Here is a 19,504-nt window from a genome sequence, read left to right as displayed (position 1 = left end):
GTGGTCTTCAGAGCCATTTATTGTAGGGCCAATATGGCCCCGTATGTTCTAGCTGTCCTGGAGTCGGACCCGGCTCTTGGGGAAACGCAACATAAACACGCTGCCTACGCCCAGACGGCTTTGAATCTGCAGATCGGCATTATGTCGCACGATAATGTGTTTGGTGATCGCCAGGCCCAGCCCGGTGCCGCCTGTGGAACGGGAGCGGCCCTTGTCCACACGGTAAAAACGTTCAGTCAGGCGGGGAATATCCTGGGCGGCGATGCCGATACCGGTATCCTGAACGCTGTAGCAGGCTTCCCCATTGTCATTCAAATACCAGCGTACGGTGATGGTGCCATCCTTGGGGGTATAGCGCACCGCGTTGGTAATCAAATTGGAGACGGCCGAGCTCAGCTCGGTTTCCATGCCCTGAATGGCAATGCGGGGATCTATGTCCGTGACAAAGCTGTGCTGCCCGCCCGAAATGGCCTCGCCCTGTTTCAAGGCGCTTTCAATCAACTGGCTGACCTGTACGACGTCACCTTCGACGGTGGGGGAAGATTCCAGGGTGGACAAGGTCAGCAGGTCGGACACAATCGACTGCATGTGGCGCGTTTGCTCCAGCATCATTTGCTCGTAGCGCTGACGCTGTTCCAAAGGCAGGCTGTCGGCCGGCATATCCTGCAGCGTTTCCAGAAAACCCAGCAATACCGTCAGGGGGGTGCGCAGCTCATGGGACACATTGGCCACAAAGTCTTTGCGGGTCGTCTCAAGCATTTCAACCTGGGTGACATCGCGAGTCACAATCAGGAACTGGCCCAAACCGTAAGGCGTCAATTGCAATAGCAAAGAGCGCTCCCGGCCATCTTTGTTCAGATGCAGCATCAGGGGGCCATCCCACTGGGGTTGGCGGGCGTAGCGGGAAAACTCGGGCTCGCGCAGGATGTTGAAGATGCTGTGGTGACGGTCTGTGGCCAGATTCAGGCCGATGTGCTCACAGGCGGTTTGGTTGCACCATTGCAGTTCCATATCCCCGTTCAGGGTAATGGCGCCGTCGGGCAGCGCCTCGGCTGCCATCATGATGCCGTCTACGTAACGATTCAGGTCCTGAATTTCCTGGCGGTCGCGGCGCAACTGACGGTAAATGGGGGCCAGAATGGCATCCCACGGGCCGACTGCGGGAGGGGGCGGGTCGTTCAGGTTGCGAGTCCAGCGTTCAACGCGGGATAACTGCAACGTGCTGATGACCAGCAGTAGGAGCAGTCCTCCACAAAACAGGGCAAGACCGATCAATGGACCGAGCCACCAGGCGATCAGGCTGCCCAACAGGGCCCAGATAACAATAGACGTAAATATGCTGAACATGGGATCAGGCGGTCGGCGCCTTTTCCAGTGGGGAAAGGGCAAAACGATAGCCTGAGCCACGGATCGTTTCAATATGTTTGTCATGTCCGCTCGGTTCGAGCGCCTTGCGCAGGCGGCGGATATGCACGTCTACCGTGCGTTCCTCAACAAACACATGGTCGCCCCACACCTGATCCAGCAACTGGGAGCGGGTGAAAACGCGCTCGGTGTGCGTCATGAAAAAGTGCAGCAGGCGAAACTCAGTCGGTCCGATGGTCAGGGCCATGCCTTGGCTGGACAGGCGGTGTGTGCTGGGGTCCAACTGCAGGTTGCCAATGGAGATCACATCGTCGGTCAACTGAGGTGCGCGGCGGCGCAACACGGCCTTGATGCGGGCAATCAGCTCTTTGGGCGAGAAGGGCTTGGTGATGTAATCGTCTGCACCGGCCTCCAGGCCGTCCACCTTGTCCTGCTCCGAGCCTTTGGCGGTCAGCATGATGACGGGAATGTGTCGCGTGCGTTCGTCCGAACGCAATTTGCGGGCCAGATTGATGCCCGAAGAGCCGGGCAACATCCAGTCCACCAGGATCAAGTCTGGCAGCTCGGCACGGATGAGGATCTGGGCTTGCTCAGCATCAAAGGCGCGCAGCACTTTATGGCCGGCAAAAGACAGGTTGACAGAGATCAGCTCCTGGATCGCAGGCTCATCTTCCACGACTAATATGCTTGTACTCATTGTTAGCTTCAGACTGGTCCGATAAAAAATAAAAGAGGGGTCAGGTCGGCGGCCTGTCTGTATCGGGCTTGAGCACGGGAACCTGCCGCAGGGCTCAGGCCGTTCAAGGGCAATACGGGAGGCACTTCAATTCCTGACTGCACGTAATACGGCCATCATATGGCGTTAATGTTTCAGGTTTGTGAATGTGCGCGAAAGGGTGGCTGTCAGCGGGCGGGATTTTCGTTTCTGTACCGGGAAATCTGCGTTACGATTATGCCATTATGGAAAAACAGCGTCCTTCTCACCCCTCCGCCCAGAATGCCGATACGCACTTCGGCTTTCAAACCGTGGCCGAAAGCGAAAAAGCGGGCAAAGTCGCCCAGGTTTTTCATTCGGTGGCTAACAACTACGACATTATGAACGATCTGATGTCGGGCGGCCTGCACCGTATCTGGAAAGCCTTCACCATTGGACGCGCAGCCGTTCGACCGGGAATGAAGGTGCTGGATATTGCGGCGGGAACAGGGGATCTGACCAAGACCTTTGCGCGTCAGGCCGGTGCCGATGGCGAGGTCTGGCACACGGATATCAACAGTTCCATGCTGCGCGTGGGGCGTGATCGTTTGCAGGACAAGGGCATCATTACCCCGGTTGCGGTTTGCGATGCTGAACATCTGCCTTTTCCCGACGGCTATTTTGACCGCGTCTCGGTAGCCTTCGGTTTGCGCAATATGACCCACAAAGACCGTGCGCTGGCCGAAATGAAACGCGTGCTGCGTCCGGGCGGCAAGTTGCTGGTGCTGGAGTTTTCCCGCGTGGCCAAGCCTTTGCAGGCTCCTTATGACTGGTACTCGTTTAACGTGCTGCCCCGTATCGGCAAGCTGGTGGCCAAGGATGAGGAAAGCTATCGCTATCTGGCCGAATCCATTCGCATGCATCCTGACCAGGAAACGCTGGCGGACATGATGCGGGACGTGGGGCTGGAGCGCGTGCAGTATTTCAATCTGACAGCCGGTGTGGCTGCGTTGCATGAAGGCATTCGTCTGGACTGATCCGCTGCGAATTCTGTCTTTCTATCACGGCACCCTTGGGTGCCGTTTGTTTTTTGTCTGTCACACAGGGTAAAAAAAACATGGTGCAGGTGTACGTGTCATGTTAATGTTCAGCTTATCGTAAGTTTTCTTGAATAACCGACTGGGATGGTATGGCCGGGGGCTCAACCCCCTGTGTGTCAAGCGCTTGTCCTGGTCAGGAGTTTGTGACTATGTCTGGACGGCTTTCTCGTTACTTCATGGCCGCTGTGCTGGCTTTTAGCACCGGCGCTTTGCTGACCGTTTCCTACGATGCGGAAGCACGTCGTATGGGTGGTGGCTCCAGTTTTGGCCGCCAGTCTTCCAATATCACCAGTAATCGCTCGGCTGCGACGCCGCCAGCCGCGGCCAATAACACGACTCGCTCGGCGGCTCCTGCTGCTGGCGCTGCTGCTGCCGGTACGGCCGCTGCGGGTACGGCTGCCAAGTCGGGTATGTCCCGCTTCCTGGGCCCGATCGCCGGCATTGCCGCTGGCCTGGGTATTGCCGCCTTGCTCTCCAGCATGGGCTTGGGTGGTGCGTTCCTGGAAATGATGTCCAGCCTCTTGCTGATTGGCCTGGTTATTTTCGCTGTGCTGTTTATCGTGCGCCGTTTGCGTGGTTCGGCGGCTCGTCCTGCCATGCAGCAAGCCGGTGGTCAGTCCATGATGCGTAATGCCGAGCCTGCTCGCAGCCCCTGGCAACAGCCCCAGGCTGCGCCGGCACCGGCTCCTGCCGCTGCCCCTGCTGTACAGCCGGCCGCTGCTGCCGCTGTGCCCGCACCTCCGGTCGATGAGAGCTGGTTTATCCCTGGTGACTTTGATACGCCGACGTTCCTGGCCAATGCCAAGACCCAGTTTGTGGAAATCCAGAAGCTGTGGGACAAGGGCGATGTCGAACAGCTGCGTACATTCTTGACCGATGATCTGCTCAAGGAAGCTGCCCCTCAGATCGCCCAGCGTCAGGGTGAGAACGTGACTGAGGTGGTCCTGCTCAATGCGGAGCTGCTGGGCATTGAAAAAGTGGCCGATGGTCACCTGGCCAGTGTTCGTTACTCCGGCATGTTGCGTGAAGAGGCGGGTGCCGAGGCCTTCCGCTTCGAGGAAGTCTGGAATCTGTTTAAAGCTGACGGCGCCGGCTGGCTGCTGGCAGGCATTCAGCAGATCCCGGTTGACCCCAACGCTTGATCTTTATCGAAACAAACAGCCGCCTTCTTGTTCAGGCGGCTGTTCTGTTATGAGCGCTCTCGTTTCTCTGTGATCCCATCTGCCCGTGTTCCTTTAGTCTCGTGCATCCGGCCGTGTGTCTGTCGGGTTAAACTGGCTGTTTTAATTGGACTGGTTTACTCGCCCCGGCAGTAGACTTGCATGGACATGCTTGGTATCCCTTCATTCCTAGAACCTAGCGCCGTGGGCGTGCGTTTGCTCAATGCCTTGCTTGATCGCGAGGACTGGGCGCGCGATCGTTTGCAGGCGCATGCAGGTAAAACCGTCTCGCTGATTGTGGGCCGTTTACAACTGGTCTACACCATCACTTCCCAGGGCAAGCTGGAGCAGGGCCACCCCGCTGTGGTTCCTGATGTGACCTTGACCCTGCCTCAGGACAAGCTGCCGGAGCTGCCACAAATTTTGCAGGATGGCGATTTCAGCCGGGTGGCGCAACTGATGCATGTGCAAGGTGAGGCCGGTCTGGCTAATCTGGTATCTGATCTGGCGGCCAATCTGCGCTGGGATGCGGAACATGATCTGGCCAAGATAGTGGGCGATGTCATGGCGGTGCGTCTGTTCAGTGGCGCGCGACGGGCTGTTTCCGGGCTGCGGGATTTGGGGCAGCGTCTGGCCGGCAATGCCACCGAGTACCTGACCGAGGAAAGTGCCTTGCTGGTCACCCGTCCCGAACTGGATCGGATGCGCGGGCAGGCGTCCAGTTTGGTCCAGCGTCTGAACGAGCTGGACCAGCGCTTGAGTCGTCTTGATGCACGTCGGCGGGAGTCCTGAATATGTTCTCCTTGTGCCGTCTGCTGAGCATCCTGCTGGTTGTATTCCGTTTTCGTCTGGACGAGCTGGTGCTCTCCAGTATCCGCCATCCCTGGGCGTCCCGCCTGTTGCGCGTTGTGCGTCTGGGCCGCAAGCCCAAGCTGCCGCGCGGTGTGCGTTTGCGCCTGGCTTTGGAAAGTCTGGGCCCCATCTTTGTGAAGTTCGGTCAGGTGCTCTCTACGCGCCGGGATCTGATTCCGATGGATATCGCCGAACAGTTGGCCATGCTTCAGGATCGTGTGCCGCCTTTTCCTTCCGACGTGGCGGAGGCGACGATTCAGAAAGCGTTGGGTGCCTCGCCTTACGATCTGTTCCAGGAGTTTGATCGCACGCCCGTCGCCTCGGCCTCGATCGCCCAGGTTCACTTTGCCACCCTTCACAATGGCCGCGAGGTCGCTGTGAAGGTGCTGCGTCCGGGCATGCGTGAGGTCATTCACAAAGATCTGCGCCTGATGCGGGTTCTGGCCGCGTTCATGGAACGTCTGGGACCGGATGCCCGTCGTCTGAAGCCGCGTGAGGTGGTCGCCGAGTTCGACAAGTATCTGAACGACGAGCTGGACCTGATTCGTGAAGCCTCCAATTGCAGTCAGCTGCGCCGCAATTTCACCAAGGATGTCGAGCGCACCCAGTTGCTGATCGTGCCTGAAGTGCATTGGGATTACTGCGCATCCACCGTGTTCACCATGGATCGCATGAAGGGTATCCCCGTCAATCAGATTGATCGTTTGCGTGCGGCCAACGTGGACTTGAAAGATCTGGCCCGCAAAGGGGTAGAGATTTTTTTCACCCAGGTGTTTACCGACGGCTTTTTCCATGCTGACATGCACCCTGGCAATATTTATGTGTCGGATGCCCCTGAGACGCTGGGCCGTTACATTGCCCTGGATTTTGGCATCGTGGGCTCCTTGTCCGAGTTCGACAAAAACTACCTGGCACAGAATTTTCTGGCTTTTTTCCGGCGCGACTACCGCCGGGTAGCCCAACTGCATATTGAGTCTGGTTGGGTGCCGCCAGAAACCCGCGAGGAAGAGCTGGAAGGCTCGGTACGCGCGGTGTGTGAACCGTATTTTGATCGGCCTTTGTCCGAGATCTCGCTGGGGCAAGTGCTCTTGCGTCTATTTCAGACCTCGCGCCGGTTTAATGTGGAAATTCAGCCGCAGCTGGTGCTGCTGCAGAAAACTCTCCTGAATGTGGAGGGGATGGGGCGGGACCTGGATCCGGAACTGGATCTGTGGGATACCGCCAAACCTTATCTGGAAAAGTGGATGTACCAGCGTATTGGACCATCGGGCTTTTACTCGCGTTTGAAACAGGAAGCCGGGCAGTGGGCCCAGATCATGCCGCAGCTTCCGCGTCTGGTTTATTCCAGCCTGAATAGACCAGAGACAGGGCAGGCGTTGAACCAGGAACTTAAGCTGCTGCGTCAGTCGCAGCAGCAGACCAACCGATTGTTGACCGCCTTATGTGCTGTATTGGCGGTGGCGGTCGGGGTGGCCATCTGGGCTTTGGTGGGGCGTTAAGTGTGACGACCCCGCAGCGTGTCAGTTTTTTTGTGGCTGACATATTTCTGATAACTGCAGGTTCTACGATAGACGCAGGTCCGCCAGCGTATTGCTAAGCTGGCGCTTTCCGGCGCCTTCCGGACGGTAAATGGCCGCCCTCAAGGAACCGCTTGATTCTTTTTAGGAATCGTTATGCTTTACCATGACTTATTTAAATCCATGGAAGCGGTGCGCTGGAATTTTGCGCATGACATACCATGGGATGATTTTGACGGCAGCAAGCTGAGCGACGAGCAGGCTTACACCATCAAAATGAACGCCATTACCGAGTGGGCTGCCTTGCCGGCAACCGAGATGTTCCTGCGTGACAATAAAGATGACAGCGATTTTTGCGCCTTTATGTCCGTATGGTTCTTCGAGGAGCAAAAACACTCACTGGTTCTGATCGAATACCTGCGCCGTTTCCGCCCCGAGCTGATGCCTACCGAAGAAGAGTTGCATAAAGTGCGCTTTGATTTTGATCCGGCACCCGCCATGGAAACCCTGATGCTGCACTTTTGCGGCGAGGTTCGCCTGAACCACTGGTACCGTCGTGCCGCAGACTGGCACACCGAACCTGTCATCAAGGCCATTTACAAGATCGTGGCCCAGGATGAGGCCCGTCATGCCGGTGCGTACCTGCGCTATATGAAGCGTGCCCTGGTACACAAGGGCCAGGAGTTCGGTCTGCAAGCCCGACTGGCCTTCTCCAAGATTGGAGTGCTGATGGCGTCGGCGCATCGCACGGCCCAGGCATTGCATCCCACCAACTTGCACGTCAACAAGGCCATGTTCCCGGAAGATACGGTGCAGTCCAAGCTGCCTTCACCCGGCTGGCTGGAAAACTGGCTGGATACGCAGATTCGTTTTGACAAGGAGTGGGAGCATAAAGTCAGCTCGCGTATCCTGCACAATATGTCGCTTTTGATGGGCAGCTCGTTTGAAACCGTTCAGGAATTGAACCGTTACCGTAAGGAACTGGCTCGTCAGGTTGGATCGGACTCGTCCCTGGTGCAGGCTTGATATGAGTGCGCGTTTCGAGGCCAAGGTGCTGGAACTGCAGGCGTTGCGTGAGGCTGTGGAGCAGGGTCGCCTGGCACGTCCGCTGGTCTTTACCAATGGTGTGTTTGATATCTTGCATCGCGGGCATGTCAGCTACCTGGATGAGGCCGCGCAGCTGGGTGCATCACTGATCGTAGGGGTGAATACCGATGCGTCGGTACGCCGTTTGAACAAAGGCCCGGAGCGCCCCATCAATTCCGAACAGGATCGCGCCGCCTTGTTGGCTGCCTTGGCTTGCGTGGATGCCGTGGTCCTGTTCGATGAGGACACCCCGGAAGCCTTGATTGCCGCCCTGCGCCCAGACTTGATCGTCAAGGGCGGTGACTATGATATGGAAGCCTTGCCCGAAACGGCACTGGTGCGTAGCTGGGGAGGCGATGCCGTCGCCATTCCCTTTGAGTTTCAGCGTTCCACGACAGCACTGGTCAAGAAGCTGCGCGACTGAAAGCGAAATACAAATGGATGTGTTTAATCCCGGCTTGGTCTGGGATTTTTTTTGCTTGCAAGCAGGGAGCTCGAGGGTCTGCTGATGCCCAGGATGGTTTAGTGTTTGATAGATGCCGGAGTATTGGGCCCAAGCCAGACAGGACTGCTCCTGCGTTTATCAGTGGCTGAGCAAGATGTGATGCGGCCCTCGTGCTTGATCTGGTGGGCTGGGCGTATGTGTCTCGGAGGCAGATATTGAGCGTATGTATGAGTTCTCGAGTCTGGCTGGAGAGGTCTTGCTTCTAGGGCCAGATTGCGGTGCCTGGTTCGTGTCTCTTGCCAGCGCAGGCTTCAGGATGCCGGTTCAAGCAGATCGTTGACAGCACGCAGGTCGTTTTCGTTCAAGGTGCCACTGGCGGCTTTCAGACGCAGACTGTTCATCAGGACCTCGTAGCGGGCTTGTGCCAGACTGCGTCGGGCTTCATAAAGCTGCTGCTGAGCATTGAGTACGTCGATATTGACGCGCACACCGACCTCGTATGCCAGCTTGTTGGCCTCCAGTGCATCTTGGCTGGATTGGGTGGCCGTTTCCAGTGCTTTTACCCGCACCAGACCAGTGGTGACACCCGAGAAGTACTGGCGTGTCTGCTGAAGAGACTGCTGAATGGCGAATTGGTAGTCGTAGCGGGCCTGCTGCAGCCGCGAGCTTTGCTCACGAACTTGAGAGCGGGTCTCACCCCCCCGGAAAATGGGAATGCTCAGTTCCAGACCCAGCGCGCTGTTTAAGGAGCGGGGGCCACCGCCGGTTTGGCCGAACAGGGTTTGGTCACTGCCACTACCTGTCTGGGCTTTCAGTGCCAGGGTAGGCTCATGCAGTGCCTGGATGCTTTTCAATTGCTCTTCGGCTGCTCGCGCCTTGATCTCCGCCAAGGCAACGCTCAGGCCAGATTGACGGGACTGATCGAGCCAGTCCTGAAGATTTGCGGGCTGGGGAGCAGGCAAGACCAGGGGGTCACGCAGGCGAGCCAGTGTTTCAGCGCGTTCCAGCGTCAGTGCTGCCAGTTTGTCTCGCGCTACCTGCAAGGCATTTTCCGCCTGAATGACGTTGGCACGGGTCAGGTCCAGCCGTGATTTGGCTTCGTAGGCGTCTGTAATGGTGGTGCCGCCCAGCTCAAAGTTCTGCTCGGCCGCGCGTAACTGCTCCTCAATAGCAGCCTGCTGGGCGGTCAGGGTAGAGAGCGTGTCTTGCGCGGCCAGCACATCAAAATAATGCTGGCTGACGCGCAACATCAAGTCCTGCCGCTCCAGGCTAAGCTGAATATCGGCTCCTTGCGCCAGTAACTGAGCACGTTCGTAGCGTGCCCAGGCATTGCGGTTGTAGATGGGCTGGCTCAGCGTCAGCGTCCAGGCGGCCCGATTGCTGGCTTGTTGATTGGATAGCTGGCCGGTCTGACGGCGCTCCTGGAGCTCGGCCGTACCAATCGCACTGATGTGTGGCAATAATTGCGCCCGGCTTTGCGGAACGAGTTCCTGATCCGCCTGACGGAGCGCTTGGGCGGCGCCAAATTGGGGTTCACGAGCCAAGGCCTGATTCCAGGCCTGCAACAGATCCTGCGCCTGGGCGGTGCTGCTCAAGGCAAGCAGCGAGCACAGCGCCAGTCGCACGGAAATCATGCACCGCATGCGTGCTTAAAAGCGAAACTGCGAAACCGCGGTGCCGCGTAACGGTTTGATCCAGGTATCAAACAAGGGCGTCGTCTCAAAGCTGGCTGCGCTGGTGCGAGTGATGCGCACTGCCGTCATGACCGGATTCTGACCGACCACCACTACCAGGCGCCCGCCGATACAGAGTTGATATTTCAGGGCGTCAGGAATGACAGGGACTGAGCCAGTGACCAGAATGGCGTCGTATTCGGTCGTACCCCAGCCAGCATGGGCGTCGCCCACTTCCACCTTGACGTTGCGCACATTGTTACGCTGCAGGTTCTCCTGAGCGAATGCGGCCAGCTTGCTGTCGATCTCGATAGAGGTCACTTGCTGCGACAGGTGGGCGAGCAACGCCGCCTGGTAGCCCGAGCCAGTACCGATTTCCAGTACGCCGTCGCTGGGCTGCAAGAGCAGTTCCTGCGTCAGGCGGGCTTCCACTTTGGGCGAGAGCATGGTCTCGTGCGTGTCCACGGCATTGATGATCAGTGGCAGCTCGGTGTCCGAAAAAGCCGACGAGCGCAAAGACGGGGGCACAAAGCGTTCACGCTGGACCGCGACCAACGCTTGCAGCACGTTTTCGTCGGATACGTTCCAGGGACGGATTTGCTGCTCCACCATGTAGTAACGGGCACGTTCGAGTTCAGACAGCGCAATATGGTTCATAGCTTCCAGAAAACTAAAGGCTTGGCAAAGAGCCGATTATAAGCCAGCGCATGGATAAAGATGCGCGCTTGGGCTTAGCAGGACGGCACCATCGCATGCAGCAAAGTGCTGGCGTTACTGACGGCAATGGGCAAAAAGGTATCAAAATCCATGTGTGCCTCGTTGTTGGCATTGTCCGAAATACTGCGTATGCAGACAAAAGGCACGGTATTCAGATAGCACACCTGGGCAATGGCGCCACTTTCCATTTCACAGGCGATAGCGTCAAAGGTGGTGCTTAACCACTGTATTTTATCGTTACATGCAATAAATTGGTCGCCGGTAACAATTCGGCCAGTATGAACCCGATGCCCTTCGATTTGCTGGGCTGCGGTTTGGGCTATCGCCAGCAGGGCCGGGTCCGCGGGAAAATCAAAGGTATCCAGGCGAAAGACCTGTCCGGGCGCCAGCCCCAGGGCTTTGAGCTCCACATCGTGCTGGACCAGGGTATCGGCAATCACAATATCGCCAGGCCGGATGCTGGGTTCAACGGCGCCGGCGATTCCGATATTGATGATGCTGCCTACGGAAAACTCCGAGATCAGCATCTGGGTGCATGCCGCGGCATTGACTTTGCCCACGCCGCAGACCACGGCGACGACGGGCTTGCCCAGATAGCTGCCGCGATGAAAGCTCATGCCAGCGCGCTGGATGGTCTGTGGCGCTTGCAGGCGCTCCAGCACAATCTCCAGCTCCTCACGCATGGCGACAATAATTCCAAGTGTAGACATAAGACAGGGGCCATCAAGCGGCCCGATCAAACGGCACGTATCAGGACGATGGCCACAGTTTATGGAAATGGTGTACCGGGCCGTGGCCGCTGCCCACCGTCAGCTCACCCGAACGGGCGATGGCTTCGTACAGGTACTTTTTGGCCGCCAGAGCGGCATCAGGCACACGGTCGTATTGGGGCAGCAGGGCTGCCAGCGCTGCCGACAGGGTGCAACCGGTGCCGTGGGTATTGGCAGTATCAATACGCCGGGCCGGCATTTCTATCATTTTGTCGCCATCATGCAGCAAATCGATGCATTCTGAGCCGGGCAGATGGCCGCCTTTCAGGAAAACCCAGCGTTCATCGCTGTGGTTCATCAGACGGCGCAGACGCTCGGCTGCCTGGCGCATTTCCTTGACGGTCTCTACCGGCCGGGCGTTCAGCAATACACCGGCCTCGGGCAGGTTGGGCGTGATCATGGTGCACTGGGGTACCAATTGTTCACGCAAGGCATGCACGGCGGATTTTTCCAGCAGATGATCGCCACTCTTGGCGATCATGACCGGGTCCAGGACCAGATGCTTGGGTTTGAATTGAGCCATGCATTCGGCCACCACCGTGGTGACGGCCTCCTGGCCCAACATGCCGATCTTGACGCCATCAATGCGTACGTCGGCAAACAGAGTGGTGATCTGCTGGCGTACAAATTCGGCGGGAACCGGACTGATGCCGCTTACCCCTTGGGTGTTTTGTGCCGTCAACGCGGCAATGACAGCGGTGGCATAAGCGCCCAGGGCGCTCATGGCTTTCACGTCAGCCAGAATACCGGCGCCGCCGGAGGGGTCAACTCCGGCAATGGTCAGCGTATTGGGAATCATGTCTCGTTCAGGTACGGGAGTGAATCAGCCCTTCGGTTGGGGAGCTGGGGTCGGCATCGTAGTATTTGCGCGGCACGCGGCCCGCCAGATAAGCCTGGCGACCGGCTTGTACCGCCAGGTTCATGGCGCTGGCCATCAGGACAGGCTGCCGGGCGCCAGCGATAGCGGTATTCATCAAGACGCCATCACAGCCCAGTTCCATGGCAATGGCGGCGTCCGAAGCGGTGCCTACGCCAGCATCCACCAATACCGGCACCTTGCTTTGATCGATGATCAGGCGCAGGTTCCAGGGGTTGATAATGCCCATCCCCGAACCAATCAGGGAGGCCAGAGGCATGATGGCGACACAGCCGATGTCTTCCAGCATCCGTGCCTGGATAGGATCGTCGGCACAGTACACCATGACGTCAAAGCCTTCATCCACCAAGGTTTTGGCGGCTTTCAGGGTTTCAGGCATATTGGGAAACAGATTGCCGGAGTCGCCCAGCACTTCCAGCTTGACCAGCTTGTGGCCGTCCAGCAGTTCACGCGCCAGGCGCAGGGTGCGCACGGCATCCTCGGCCGTGTAGCAGCCGGCGGTGTTGGGCAGCAGCGTGTATTTGGAAGGCGGCAGGTAATCGAGCAAGTTTGGCTCGTTGGCATTCTGGCCGATATTGGTGCGGCGAATAGCCACAGTCACAATCTCAGCGCCGCTCGCTTCAATCGCCTGACGCGTCTCATCAAAATCTTTGTATTTACCGGTGCCTACCAATAACCGGGATTGGTAGTGGGTTCCGGCCAGGATAAAAGGATCGTTGTTCACTGTTTGGGTCATGGTGGTGCTTTGTTGCGCATCCGTGCCTGTGGACGGATCAAGAATTGGTTTTTTGCTGGGCAAACATTGCAAGAATAATCCATTTGAGCGGGGCCCGCAGGAAAACCCTTAGGCGGCCTTGCCGGTGCAGGGCAGGGAGGCGGCTCGGGCCAAAGCACGCCCCGATGTGCTGGCCACATTGGGCTGTCGACCGGGCAACGCTATACCTTGGCATAGTCGCCTTATGTTCAAGTCTATGCAGACAGGCCTAATGCCCACTGGCTCTGTCAGGGCCGCGATGCGAAAATCCTGTTGCTCCTGATGCACGGGCCTGCCAAGCAGGGTGGGTCTGCCCACACCGGTCGGTTCCAGCGCCGGGTCAGAGTCTGCGGGGGGATGGAGTTGGTGGGCGTTTTCCCGTTTGTAGCCGTCCTAAGGCGCAATCAAGGGATCGGACAGAGGGTCGGGCTGGGCACGTCTGAGATGATAAATAGCGGTTTTTGTTTTTTACGATGACAAGAAAGCAGCTCGTGTCCAAGCCGGGCTGGATGGCTGTCCTTGTATCACGAGCGAGAGGTGCGCATGAACCCGACCGAGTCTTTTTACCCTGACCCCAGTCTGTTTGCAGAACCGGCTTCAAGACACCTGAGGCACCGTGGCCAGGGTCATGGGGTCTGCCACGCCCGGCCTTTGCGTTTGCGCAGTACTTATTGGGTGGTGTGCGTGGCCTTGGGCGGGCTTGGTGGCGTGTTGGTGCCGGGTCACAGTGATGCCGAAACCTCCGCGCAGCTCTATGGCACTGTGGATGCCGGTTTGGGCTGGACGCATGTGAGCGGTCAAGGCTCGCAACGAGGCGTTCTCAGTGGCGGACAGGCAGACTCCTTGTGGGGGATTCGGGGCCAGGACTCTCTGGGGGAGGGGGGGCGTGCCACCTTCAATCTTGAAAGTGGCATTGATCTGGCCACAGGACGGGGCGACGAGTCGGCGCGGCTATTCAACTACCAGGCCTGGCTGGGGCTGGGGAGCGATCAGTGGGGTGAACTGCGGTTTGGACGTCAGCACACCGTCGGTCAGGAGTTTGTCTCTGCTATTGAAGTGGGCTCCTGGAAAGACTTCGGGATGGGGGCGTTGATGCGTGCCTCGGACAATTATCAGGTCTCTCAGCAGCTCAGCTGGCGTAGCCCACAGTGGGCGGGCCTGCAGCTCGGACTGAGCTACAGCGGCGATGTTGGCGAGCAGAGCTTGTCTGGTTTGGCTGATGCGCGCACAAAGCTATACAGCCTGGCGCTGCGTTATGAGCAGGGCCCTTGGTTACTGGCAGCCAGTCATGAGAGTTTGAGCCGGATCGAATCCAATCGGCCCACCGCCTTGCAGTTGGGTGCCAGCTATGACTTCGGATTTGCTCGTGTGGCGGCAGGCTGGAGTCGTCAGAGCAACGGTTTTGTGGGCTTGAATGGCGATGAAGGCCCGACGTATTGGCAGCAGAGGGGGCTGGGTGGCCTGGGGCCGACGGAGTTTGTTCAGGGCGGCCGCCTGGATACCTGGTACGTGGGCTCGGCCATTCCGCTTGGCAAGGGCGAGGTTCAGTGGCAGTGGTCATTGGGGCGCCCGAACTGGAGGTGGGAAGCGACCGGGGAACAGGCTGGCCGCCTCCAGGTGATGTCTGTCGCTTATGTGCATCCTTTGTCGCCGCGCACCAGCCTTTATGTCTTTGCGGCCCAAGGGCGGCGCTATGACATGGAGACAGCCGTCCATGTCAGTGAACCGCGTACCAGCCGTGTCGCTCTGGGTGTGACCCATCAATTTTAAGCCACGCCAGTTTGTCGGTCGCCCAGCTGGAATGGGCAGTTTGGCCGCGGCACGACACTGGCCAGCCTTTGCAGGCGAACGGCAAAAGGAGGTATCCCTAAGTATAAAAGGGATGTCCAAAGGGAGAGGCCACGTAGGCCAATGCCTTGCAGACAAGCCCTGGGGCACGATGCGAAAATAGTGCCGGTTCGGAAAACCTTCGGATCTTCTTGTTTAACCACTCAGGTTTACAACGCAATGGACCCTGATCCCTCTTCATGGCTTTGTCCCTGTTCCAGGGCGGCCTTCTTAATGACCAATCAAACGGACGCCGGACCACGAAGCGGGCTTCTCTAAGAAGATGAGCACTCTTTCTGGACCCCGGGTCTGAAGGAGAATGCTATGTTCCGTCTCACGCTGTTTCGCTCTGCTCCCTGCAACCTGGCTTTGCAAGAAGCGCTGCGTCAGGCTGCCACCCGCCAGCGTCAGGATTATTTGCTGGAGCTGCTGCAAACACACGGCGCCCGCGAATACGCTTATGCGCTCAATGATCTGTCCGGGCGCGCCATTGAAAACGCTCTGGCGACGTTGCCTACTGTGGAGCGCAGTCAAGTGCTCAAGCATCTGTCTCGGCGTGCTCAAACCCGTCTGGATGATGTGGAGGGCTTGCGTCGTCAACCTACCCATGCGGTATTGACCCTGCCGTCCTTTGTGATGTGAGAGTGCAGCAAGCCTACGCTGGGTGTGGCTGGTTCTGAGGATGGTCCACCAGCCCGCGCTTCGCTTTACCTCGTTTGCGGACCCACGGGGACGGTTAATGTGCCGTCCCCGTTGATTGGACGTCCTGTCTGGCGCTGTACGCTTTTTTGTCTTTATTCCCCTCTACAAGCCAATTACAGCAAGGAAGAGATGTGCGAGACCGGCGTATGGGTGCCTTACTTGGGGGCTGTTTATGACCTTAATGACAACTTCTCGGTCTACGCCAGCTACACCACGATTTTCCAGCCTCAAGACCTGCAAGACGAGAGCGGTCGTGTCCTGGACCCCTTGCGCGGGGATAACTCTGAGGTTGGGCTCAAAGGCGAATTCATGGAAGGTCGACTGACGTCCAGCCTGGCTTATTTTCAGCTGCGGCAGGACAACTTCGGTAAAGAAACGAGAGGACGTACGCCCTCGGGCGGCATCGCGTATGGAGCGGTGCCTGGCGTGCGCACCCATGGGGTAGAGTTCGAGCTGGCGGGTCAACTGACGTCGCAATGGCAGATACATGCGGGTTACGCTTACAAGCTCTCGCGCCAGGACGGCGATAACGTGTCCATCTTGTCACCCGAGCATCAGTTCAAGCGCTACACCACCTATGATTTCGAGGGCGGCTGGAAGGGACTGACCTTGGGCGGTGGCGCACGTTGGCAAAGCAAAACGTGGGGGGAGGTCAGCCGGCCCGGTTACGCCGGTCAGGTACAGCACCTACACCTGGGGTGCGCCGCGCAATATGATGCTGGCAGTGAAGTATCAGTTTTAAGCGGCAGAAGAAAAACCGTTCAAAAAGCCTGGGCCCGATAGCGGTCCAGTTGTTCGCACAACTGGCGAGTGGCCTCTATCAGCCTTGGGCCGGGACGGTACAGGGCGTCCGGGTTCAGGTTCAGTAACGCGTGGGGACTGAGCCCCAGATGCTTTTCCCAGAACAGATGGCGCGCGCGCAGCTGGGCGGGGTCACGGTAAGCCAGGATGACCACTTGCGGACGCTTGTGCAGAACGTCTTCCAGACTGATAGCGGGTGCGACGGCGGCGTGGCGGGCGTAGATGTTCTGCGCTTTGCAAGTGCTGAGCACGTCCTGGATCAAGGGGTCGCGGGCCAAGGTGTACAAGGGTTCGGAGCCTATTTCCAGAAATACGCTGACGGTGTGGCCCAGACGGCTATTCTGGCGCAGGGCTGCGATTTGCTGGTCCAGCAAAGCGGCGGCAGGCACAGCGGCCTCGGCGGTGTCCAGACGGTCGCCAGCCAGACGGATGAAGGCGGGAATATCGTCCAGTGTCTTGGGGGCGGCAAAGATCAGGCGGATCGAGGCTTGTTGCAATTGTCCTTGCAATTCAGGCCCGATCTGGTTGGGCTGCCAGGCCCAGACCTGGTCGGGTTTAAGCGCCAGCAGTCGTTCGGGGTTGACCCGCAAGGCGTCCCCAATGCTGGGCAGATCCTTGGCAGCAGGCGGGTAGTCGCTGGAACTGTCGACGGCGATCAGGCTGTCTTGTGCTCCAGCCGCAAACAGGATCTCAGTGATGTGAGGGGCCAGACTAATTGCGCGTGCGCGGGCTGTAGCGACGGTTGGTGAGGATTGGGTTTCCTGATCGGTCGTGGCGTTTTGTGTTTCTGTATCTTCTTGCTTGTTCTGTATTTCTGGCGTGCTGTGTTCCGTGCTGGTCTGTATCTCGGGCTGTACTTGAGTCTGCACCTGTGCTGGGGCCGGGACGGGCAATGCCAAAGGCAGCACGAACAGGCAACGCAAGCTCCACCGCCGCAGTCCGCTCCAGACAGAGCGCTTGGCGGGCTGTAGACGACAAGTCGCAGGCAAAGAGGGCATCATGCAGCCTCCGTAAATGGCACGGCCCCTGAACGGGGCCGCGTCAGAATTGACCAAGGCCAAGTGAACAGCTTACATACGCCAGGCAAAGTTCAGGAACACGCTGGAGCCAGCGTTGTTGTAACCGCGAGCCAGGGTGTAGTCCTTGTCGAACACGTTGTTCCAGCGCAGCTGGGCTTCCAGGCTGGAGGTCAGCGGGTAGCTGGCGGTCAGGTTAAGCAGACCATAGCTGCCCAGACGTTGTTCGTTTTTCGCATCGTCATAACGGTGGGAAGCGAACAGGTATTCAGCGCCGGTTTTCAGATCCCCGAACGTGTGTTCCACGGCCACTTTGTAGTTTTGCTTGGCACGGCGGATCAGTTGCTTGTCCGTATTTCTATCCTTGGGGTCGGCAAAGTCGGCGCTGGCACTCAAGGTGGTGTCGCCCAGTTGCTTGACGGCTGTCAAGGTCAGGCCCGTGATCCGTGCTTTTTCCGTATTGCTGGTTGTGCATTCGAAATTGGCATCACACACATAGGGGTTGATCATGTCGCGGATGCGGTTCTGGTAGACCACCATCCCCAGTTGGGTCGTGTCGTCGGTATAGCGGATATGGCCTTCCACATTGCGTGATTTCTCCGGTTTCAGGTCCGGATTGCCCTGAAAGCCCCAATTGTAGGGCGAGTACAAGTCCGCGAACGTAGGTGCACGAAAGCCCGTGTTGGCGGCGACACCTACTGTCCAGTTGCTGGTGATGTCTAGGTCATAGCCCAGGCCGCCCGTCACCTTGTTGCCATAGCCACTGATATTGTCATTACGCACGCTGGCTTGCAGGTGGTGTTGATTAATATCGCCACGGTAAATCAGGGCAAAGGCATTGGTGTTGCGCTTGTCGTCCTTGTGCACGGTGCTGTGGCTCATCCGTTCTTCCAGACGTTCGGCCAGCAGGGAGACGGTTTGACCCTGGGCGACAGTCAGGTCGTTTTGCCAACTGTATTGGCGCTGCAAGGTGGCGTATCGAGCGGCAAAAGCCCGGTTCTCTACGGTTTCTTTGCTCAATGAGGCGTTCAGGCGGCTGGTCCACTTTTCGGACAACTGGTTGGTGCTGGTCAAACCATAGGCTTGCTGGCGGGTCTGTGTGCTGGGGGTACGGCGCTCGAACAGACCGTTGTCGAACTGACCATCCATGTAGCTGTTGATAGCGGTCAGCCCCAAATGCTGGCCTTTTGACCATTCATATCCCAACGAGCCGTTCAGCCCGTGCTGGGTGTAGCCGTTTTTGTCGGGGTTGTAACTAAAGGACAGGGGATTGGTGGCATTGAAGCCATCGCTGCTACCGTAGCTGGAGGCCAGGCTGTAATCCCAGCCTTGGGCCGCACCAGAAAAACCGGCGCTGGCCTTGAAGGTATCTTGCGAGCCCAGGCCCATATTTCCCCAGGCGCTCAAGGCACGTTCACCGCCGCCTTTTTTGGTGATGATGTTCACCACCCCTCCGATGGCATCCGAGCCATACAGGCTGCTGCCGGCGCCACGCACAATTTCAATGTGCTCGATCAGGGCTGGATCAATTGCCTGCCAGTTCACCGAACCACTGGCAGAGCTGTTGATGCGCATGCCGTCGATCATCACGCGGGTATGTTGCGGGTTGGTGCCGCGCAGGTAGACGCCGGTTGTGGTTTGTGGGCCACCGCTGCTGTAGATTTCTACTCCGGGCTGACGCTGCAAAATATCGGCGACGCTGCTCTGGCCTGCTTTTTGCAAGGTTTCCTGATCAATGACAGTGACGTCACCCACCACGTTTTTCAGTGGCTGTGCCAGGCGGCTTGGCGTAACCACAATGTGATCCAGCTTGGTGACAGAAGTGGTTTGGGCCGTGGCGATCAAGGGCAGGGCGCCCGCCAGGGCGACCATCAAGGGTCTGATGGACAGTAGAGTCATGGAGATTCCTGTGAGATGTGCGTCCCCGCACATCGATAAGCGAAGCCGTCCACGGGAGGACGGCCGTAAAGTCAGGGTCAGAAGCAGGCTGGTGTCGGGCTTTGCGCGTAGCAGGTACCGTTGCGGGGGCAGCACGTTTGGCAGTTTCAGTATGAACCGCTCACGTTTCCCATTTGACTTTCCCAGGCCCAGCGGAGTGTGGGCCGGAAAGCACCTCTTTCCGAGCCGAAAATGTTACATGCCGTGGGG

At 58.1% G+C, this 19,504-nt stretch carries 18 protein-coding genes and 1 riboswitch; of the genes, 9 read left to right on the top strand and 9 right to left on the bottom strand.

Going from position 1 to position 19,504, the window contains the following annotated elements:
- Positions 1-48: 48 nt before the first annotated feature.
- Positions 49-1,347: a phosphate regulon sensor histidine kinase PhoR gene (gene phoR, locus VF694_RS14620; RefSeq protein WP_059318222.1), complete on the bottom strand. Its 1,299-nt coding sequence runs from the start codon at positions 1,345-1,347 to the stop codon at positions 49-51.
- Between the two features lie 4 nt (positions 1,348-1,351).
- Complete coding sequence (phoB, locus tag VF694_RS14615; protein ID WP_035270329.1) at positions 1,352-2,062, bottom strand: phosphate regulon transcriptional regulator PhoB; 711 nt, start codon at positions 2,060-2,062, stop codon at positions 1,352-1,354.
- Between the two features lie 263 nt (positions 2,063-2,325).
- Here phoB and ubiE point away from each other — a divergent pair, with 263 nt between their 5' ends.
- The 6 genes from ubiE (at position 2,326) to rfaE2 (ending at position 8,198) form a co-directional block, all read left to right on the top strand.
- Positions 2,326-3,096: a bifunctional demethylmenaquinone methyltransferase/2-methoxy-6-polyprenyl-1,4-benzoquinol methylase UbiE gene (gene ubiE, locus VF694_RS14610; protein ID WP_039943448.1), complete on the top strand. Its 771-nt coding sequence runs from the start codon at positions 2,326-2,328 to the stop codon at positions 3,094-3,096.
- A 212-nt stretch (positions 3,097-3,308) separates the two neighbouring features.
- Positions 3,309-4,301, top strand: coding sequence for a Tim44 domain-containing protein (locus tag VF694_RS14605; protein WP_059318223.1), 993 nt, complete (start codon positions 3,309-3,311; stop codon positions 4,299-4,301).
- Between the two features lie 180 nt (positions 4,302-4,481).
- Positions 4,482-5,111, top strand: coding sequence for a ubiquinone biosynthesis accessory factor UbiJ (locus tag VF694_RS14600; RefSeq protein ID WP_003802084.1), 630 nt, complete (start codon positions 4,482-4,484; stop codon positions 5,109-5,111).
- A gap of 2 nt (positions 5,112-5,113) precedes the next feature.
- Positions 5,114-6,670 (top strand): ubiquinone biosynthesis regulatory protein kinase UbiB, encoded by a 1,557-nt coding sequence (ubiB, locus tag VF694_RS14595; protein ID WP_059318224.1) that lies wholly within the window; start codon positions 5,114-5,116, stop codon positions 6,668-6,670.
- Between the two features lie 174 nt (positions 6,671-6,844).
- Positions 6,845-7,714 carry a ferritin gene (locus VF694_RS14590; RefSeq protein WP_003802080.1) on the top strand — a complete coding sequence of 290 codons (870 nt, stop codon included), beginning with the start codon at positions 6,845-6,847 and terminating at the stop codon, positions 7,712-7,714.
- Between the two features lies 1 nt (position 7,715).
- Positions 7,716-8,198: a D-glycero-beta-D-manno-heptose 1-phosphate adenylyltransferase gene (gene rfaE2 / locus VF694_RS14585; RefSeq protein WP_003802078.1), complete on the top strand. Its 483-nt coding sequence runs from the start codon at positions 7,716-7,718 to the stop codon at positions 8,196-8,198.
- A gap of 332 nt (positions 8,199-8,530) precedes the next feature.
- On the opposite strand, the gene VF694_RS14580 is transcribed toward rfaE2, so the two are convergent.
- From VF694_RS14580 to VF694_RS14560, 5 genes are all read right to left on the bottom strand, one after another.
- The gene (locus tag VF694_RS14580; protein ID WP_240209292.1) at positions 8,531-9,853 is read right to left on the bottom strand and encodes a TolC family outer membrane protein; all 1,323 of its coding nucleotides are present in this window, start codon (positions 9,851-9,853) and stop codon (positions 8,531-8,533) included.
- A 15-nt stretch (positions 9,854-9,868) separates the two neighbouring features.
- Positions 9,869-10,549: a protein-L-isoaspartate O-methyltransferase family protein gene (locus VF694_RS14575; RefSeq protein ID WP_003802073.1), complete on the bottom strand. Its 681-nt coding sequence runs from the start codon at positions 10,547-10,549 to the stop codon at positions 9,869-9,871.
- Between the two features lie 74 nt (positions 10,550-10,623).
- The gene (locus VF694_RS14570; protein ID WP_426345307.1) at positions 10,624-11,319 is read right to left on the bottom strand and encodes a 5'-methylthioadenosine/adenosylhomocysteine nucleosidase; all 696 of its coding nucleotides are present in this window, start codon (positions 11,317-11,319) and stop codon (positions 10,624-10,626) included.
- Positions 11,320-11,359: 40 nt separating this feature from the next.
- Positions 11,360-12,178, bottom strand: a complete 819-nt coding sequence (gene thiD, locus VF694_RS14565) for a bifunctional hydroxymethylpyrimidine kinase/phosphomethylpyrimidine kinase (protein WP_003802069.1) — start codon at positions 12,176-12,178, stop codon at positions 11,360-11,362.
- Positions 12,179-12,185: 7 nt separating this feature from the next.
- A complete protein-coding gene (locus VF694_RS14560) occupies positions 12,186-12,992 on the bottom strand; it encodes a thiazole synthase (RefSeq protein WP_003802067.1) in 807 nt (268 codons plus the stop codon).
- Positions 12,993-13,553: 561 nt separating this feature from the next.
- On the opposite strand from VF694_RS14560, the gene VF694_RS14555 reads away from it, so the two are divergent.
- The 3 genes from VF694_RS14555 to VF694_RS14545 all read left to right on the top strand — a co-directional run bounded on the left by VF694_RS14555 (position 13,554) and on the right by VF694_RS14545 (position 16,322).
- On the top strand, positions 13,554-14,780 hold the full coding sequence (locus VF694_RS14555; RefSeq protein WP_003802065.1) for a porin: 1,227 nt from the start codon (positions 13,554-13,556) through the stop codon (positions 14,778-14,780).
- A gap of 381 nt (positions 14,781-15,161) precedes the next feature.
- On the top strand, positions 15,162-15,479 hold the full coding sequence (locus VF694_RS14550) for a hypothetical protein (protein WP_003802063.1): 318 nt from the start codon (positions 15,162-15,164) through the stop codon (positions 15,477-15,479).
- Between the two features lie 189 nt (positions 15,480-15,668).
- On the top strand, positions 15,669-16,322 hold the full coding sequence (locus tag VF694_RS14545; protein ID WP_440164766.1) for a TonB-dependent siderophore receptor: 654 nt from the start codon (positions 15,669-15,671) through the stop codon (positions 16,320-16,322).
- Here the strand turns inward: VF694_RS14545 and VF694_RS14540 are convergent.
- Complete coding sequence (locus VF694_RS14540) at positions 16,301-17,341, bottom strand: ABC transporter substrate-binding protein (RefSeq protein ID WP_230406207.1); 1,041 nt, start codon at positions 17,339-17,341, stop codon at positions 16,301-16,303. The genes VF694_RS14545 and VF694_RS14540 overlap by 22 nt on opposite strands.
- Positions 17,342-17,410: 69 nt before the next feature.
- Complete coding sequence (locus tag VF694_RS14535; RefSeq protein ID WP_059318228.1) at positions 17,411-19,255, bottom strand: TonB-dependent receptor plug domain-containing protein; 1,845 nt, start codon at positions 19,253-19,255, stop codon at positions 17,411-17,413.
- A gap of 69 nt (positions 19,256-19,324) precedes the next feature.
- Positions 19,325-19,488: riboswitch (cobalamin riboswitch) on the bottom strand.
- Positions 19,489-19,504 lie beyond the last annotated feature (16 nt).

Source organism: Alcaligenes sp. Lyrl_28, assembly GCF_051948705.1.
GTDB lineage: Bacteria > Pseudomonadota > Gammaproteobacteria > Burkholderiales > Burkholderiaceae_B > Alcaligenes > Alcaligenes ammonioxydans.
Note: the sequence above shows the minus strand (reverse complement) of the source record. Positions and strands in the feature narration are given on the sequence as shown.

Bases quoted from the DNA above. Each gene is read 5' to 3' on its own strand.
- phoR (WP_059318222.1), bottom strand. From the start codon at position 1,347: ATGTTCAGCATATTTACGTCTATTGTTATCTGGGCCCTGTTGGGCAGC.
- phoB (WP_035270329.1), bottom strand. From the start codon at position 2,062: ATGAGTACAAGCATATTAGTCGTGGAAGATGAGCCTGCGATCCAGGAG.
- ubiE (WP_039943448.1), top strand. From the start codon at position 2,326: ATGGAAAAACAGCGTCCTTCTCACCCCTCCGCCCAGAATGCCGATACG.
- VF694_RS14605 (WP_059318223.1), top strand. From the start codon at position 3,309: ATGTCTGGACGGCTTTCTCGTTACTTCATGGCCGCTGTGCTGGCTTTT.
- VF694_RS14600 (WP_003802084.1), top strand. From the start codon at position 4,482: ATGGACATGCTTGGTATCCCTTCATTCCTAGAACCTAGCGCCGTGGGC.
- ubiB (WP_059318224.1), top strand. From the start codon at position 5,114: ATGTTCTCCTTGTGCCGTCTGCTGAGCATCCTGCTGGTTGTATTCCGT.
- VF694_RS14590 (WP_003802080.1), top strand. From the start codon at position 6,845: ATGCTTTACCATGACTTATTTAAATCCATGGAAGCGGTGCGCTGGAAT.
- rfaE2 (WP_003802078.1), top strand. From the start codon at position 7,716: ATGAGTGCGCGTTTCGAGGCCAAGGTGCTGGAACTGCAGGCGTTGCGT.
- VF694_RS14580 (WP_240209292.1), bottom strand. From the start codon at position 9,853: ATGATTTCCGTGCGACTGGCGCTGTGCTCGCTGCTTGCCTTGAGCAGC.
- VF694_RS14575 (WP_003802073.1), bottom strand. From the start codon at position 10,549: ATGAACCATATTGCGCTGTCTGAACTCGAACGTGCCCGTTACTACATG.
- VF694_RS14570 (WP_426345307.1), bottom strand. From the start codon at position 11,319: ATGTCTACACTTGGAATTATTGTCGCCATGCGTGAGGAGCTGGAGATT.
- thiD (WP_003802069.1), bottom strand. From the start codon at position 12,178: ATGATTCCCAATACGCTGACCATTGCCGGAGTTGACCCCTCCGGCGGC.
- VF694_RS14560 (WP_003802067.1), bottom strand. From the start codon at position 12,992: ATGACCCAAACAGTGAACAACGATCCTTTTATCCTGGCCGGAACCCAC.
- VF694_RS14555 (WP_003802065.1), top strand. From the start codon at position 13,554: ATGAACCCGACCGAGTCTTTTTACCCTGACCCCAGTCTGTTTGCAGAA.
- VF694_RS14550 (WP_003802063.1), top strand. From the start codon at position 15,162: ATGTTCCGTCTCACGCTGTTTCGCTCTGCTCCCTGCAACCTGGCTTTG.
- VF694_RS14545 (WP_440164766.1), top strand. From the start codon at position 15,669: ATGTGCGAGACCGGCGTATGGGTGCCTTACTTGGGGGCTGTTTATGAC.
- VF694_RS14540 (WP_230406207.1), bottom strand. From the start codon at position 17,341: ATGATGCCCTCTTTGCCTGCGACTTGTCGTCTACAGCCCGCCAAGCGC.
- VF694_RS14535 (WP_059318228.1), bottom strand. From the start codon at position 19,255: ATGACTCTACTGTCCATCAGACCCTTGATGGTCGCCCTGGCGGGCGCC.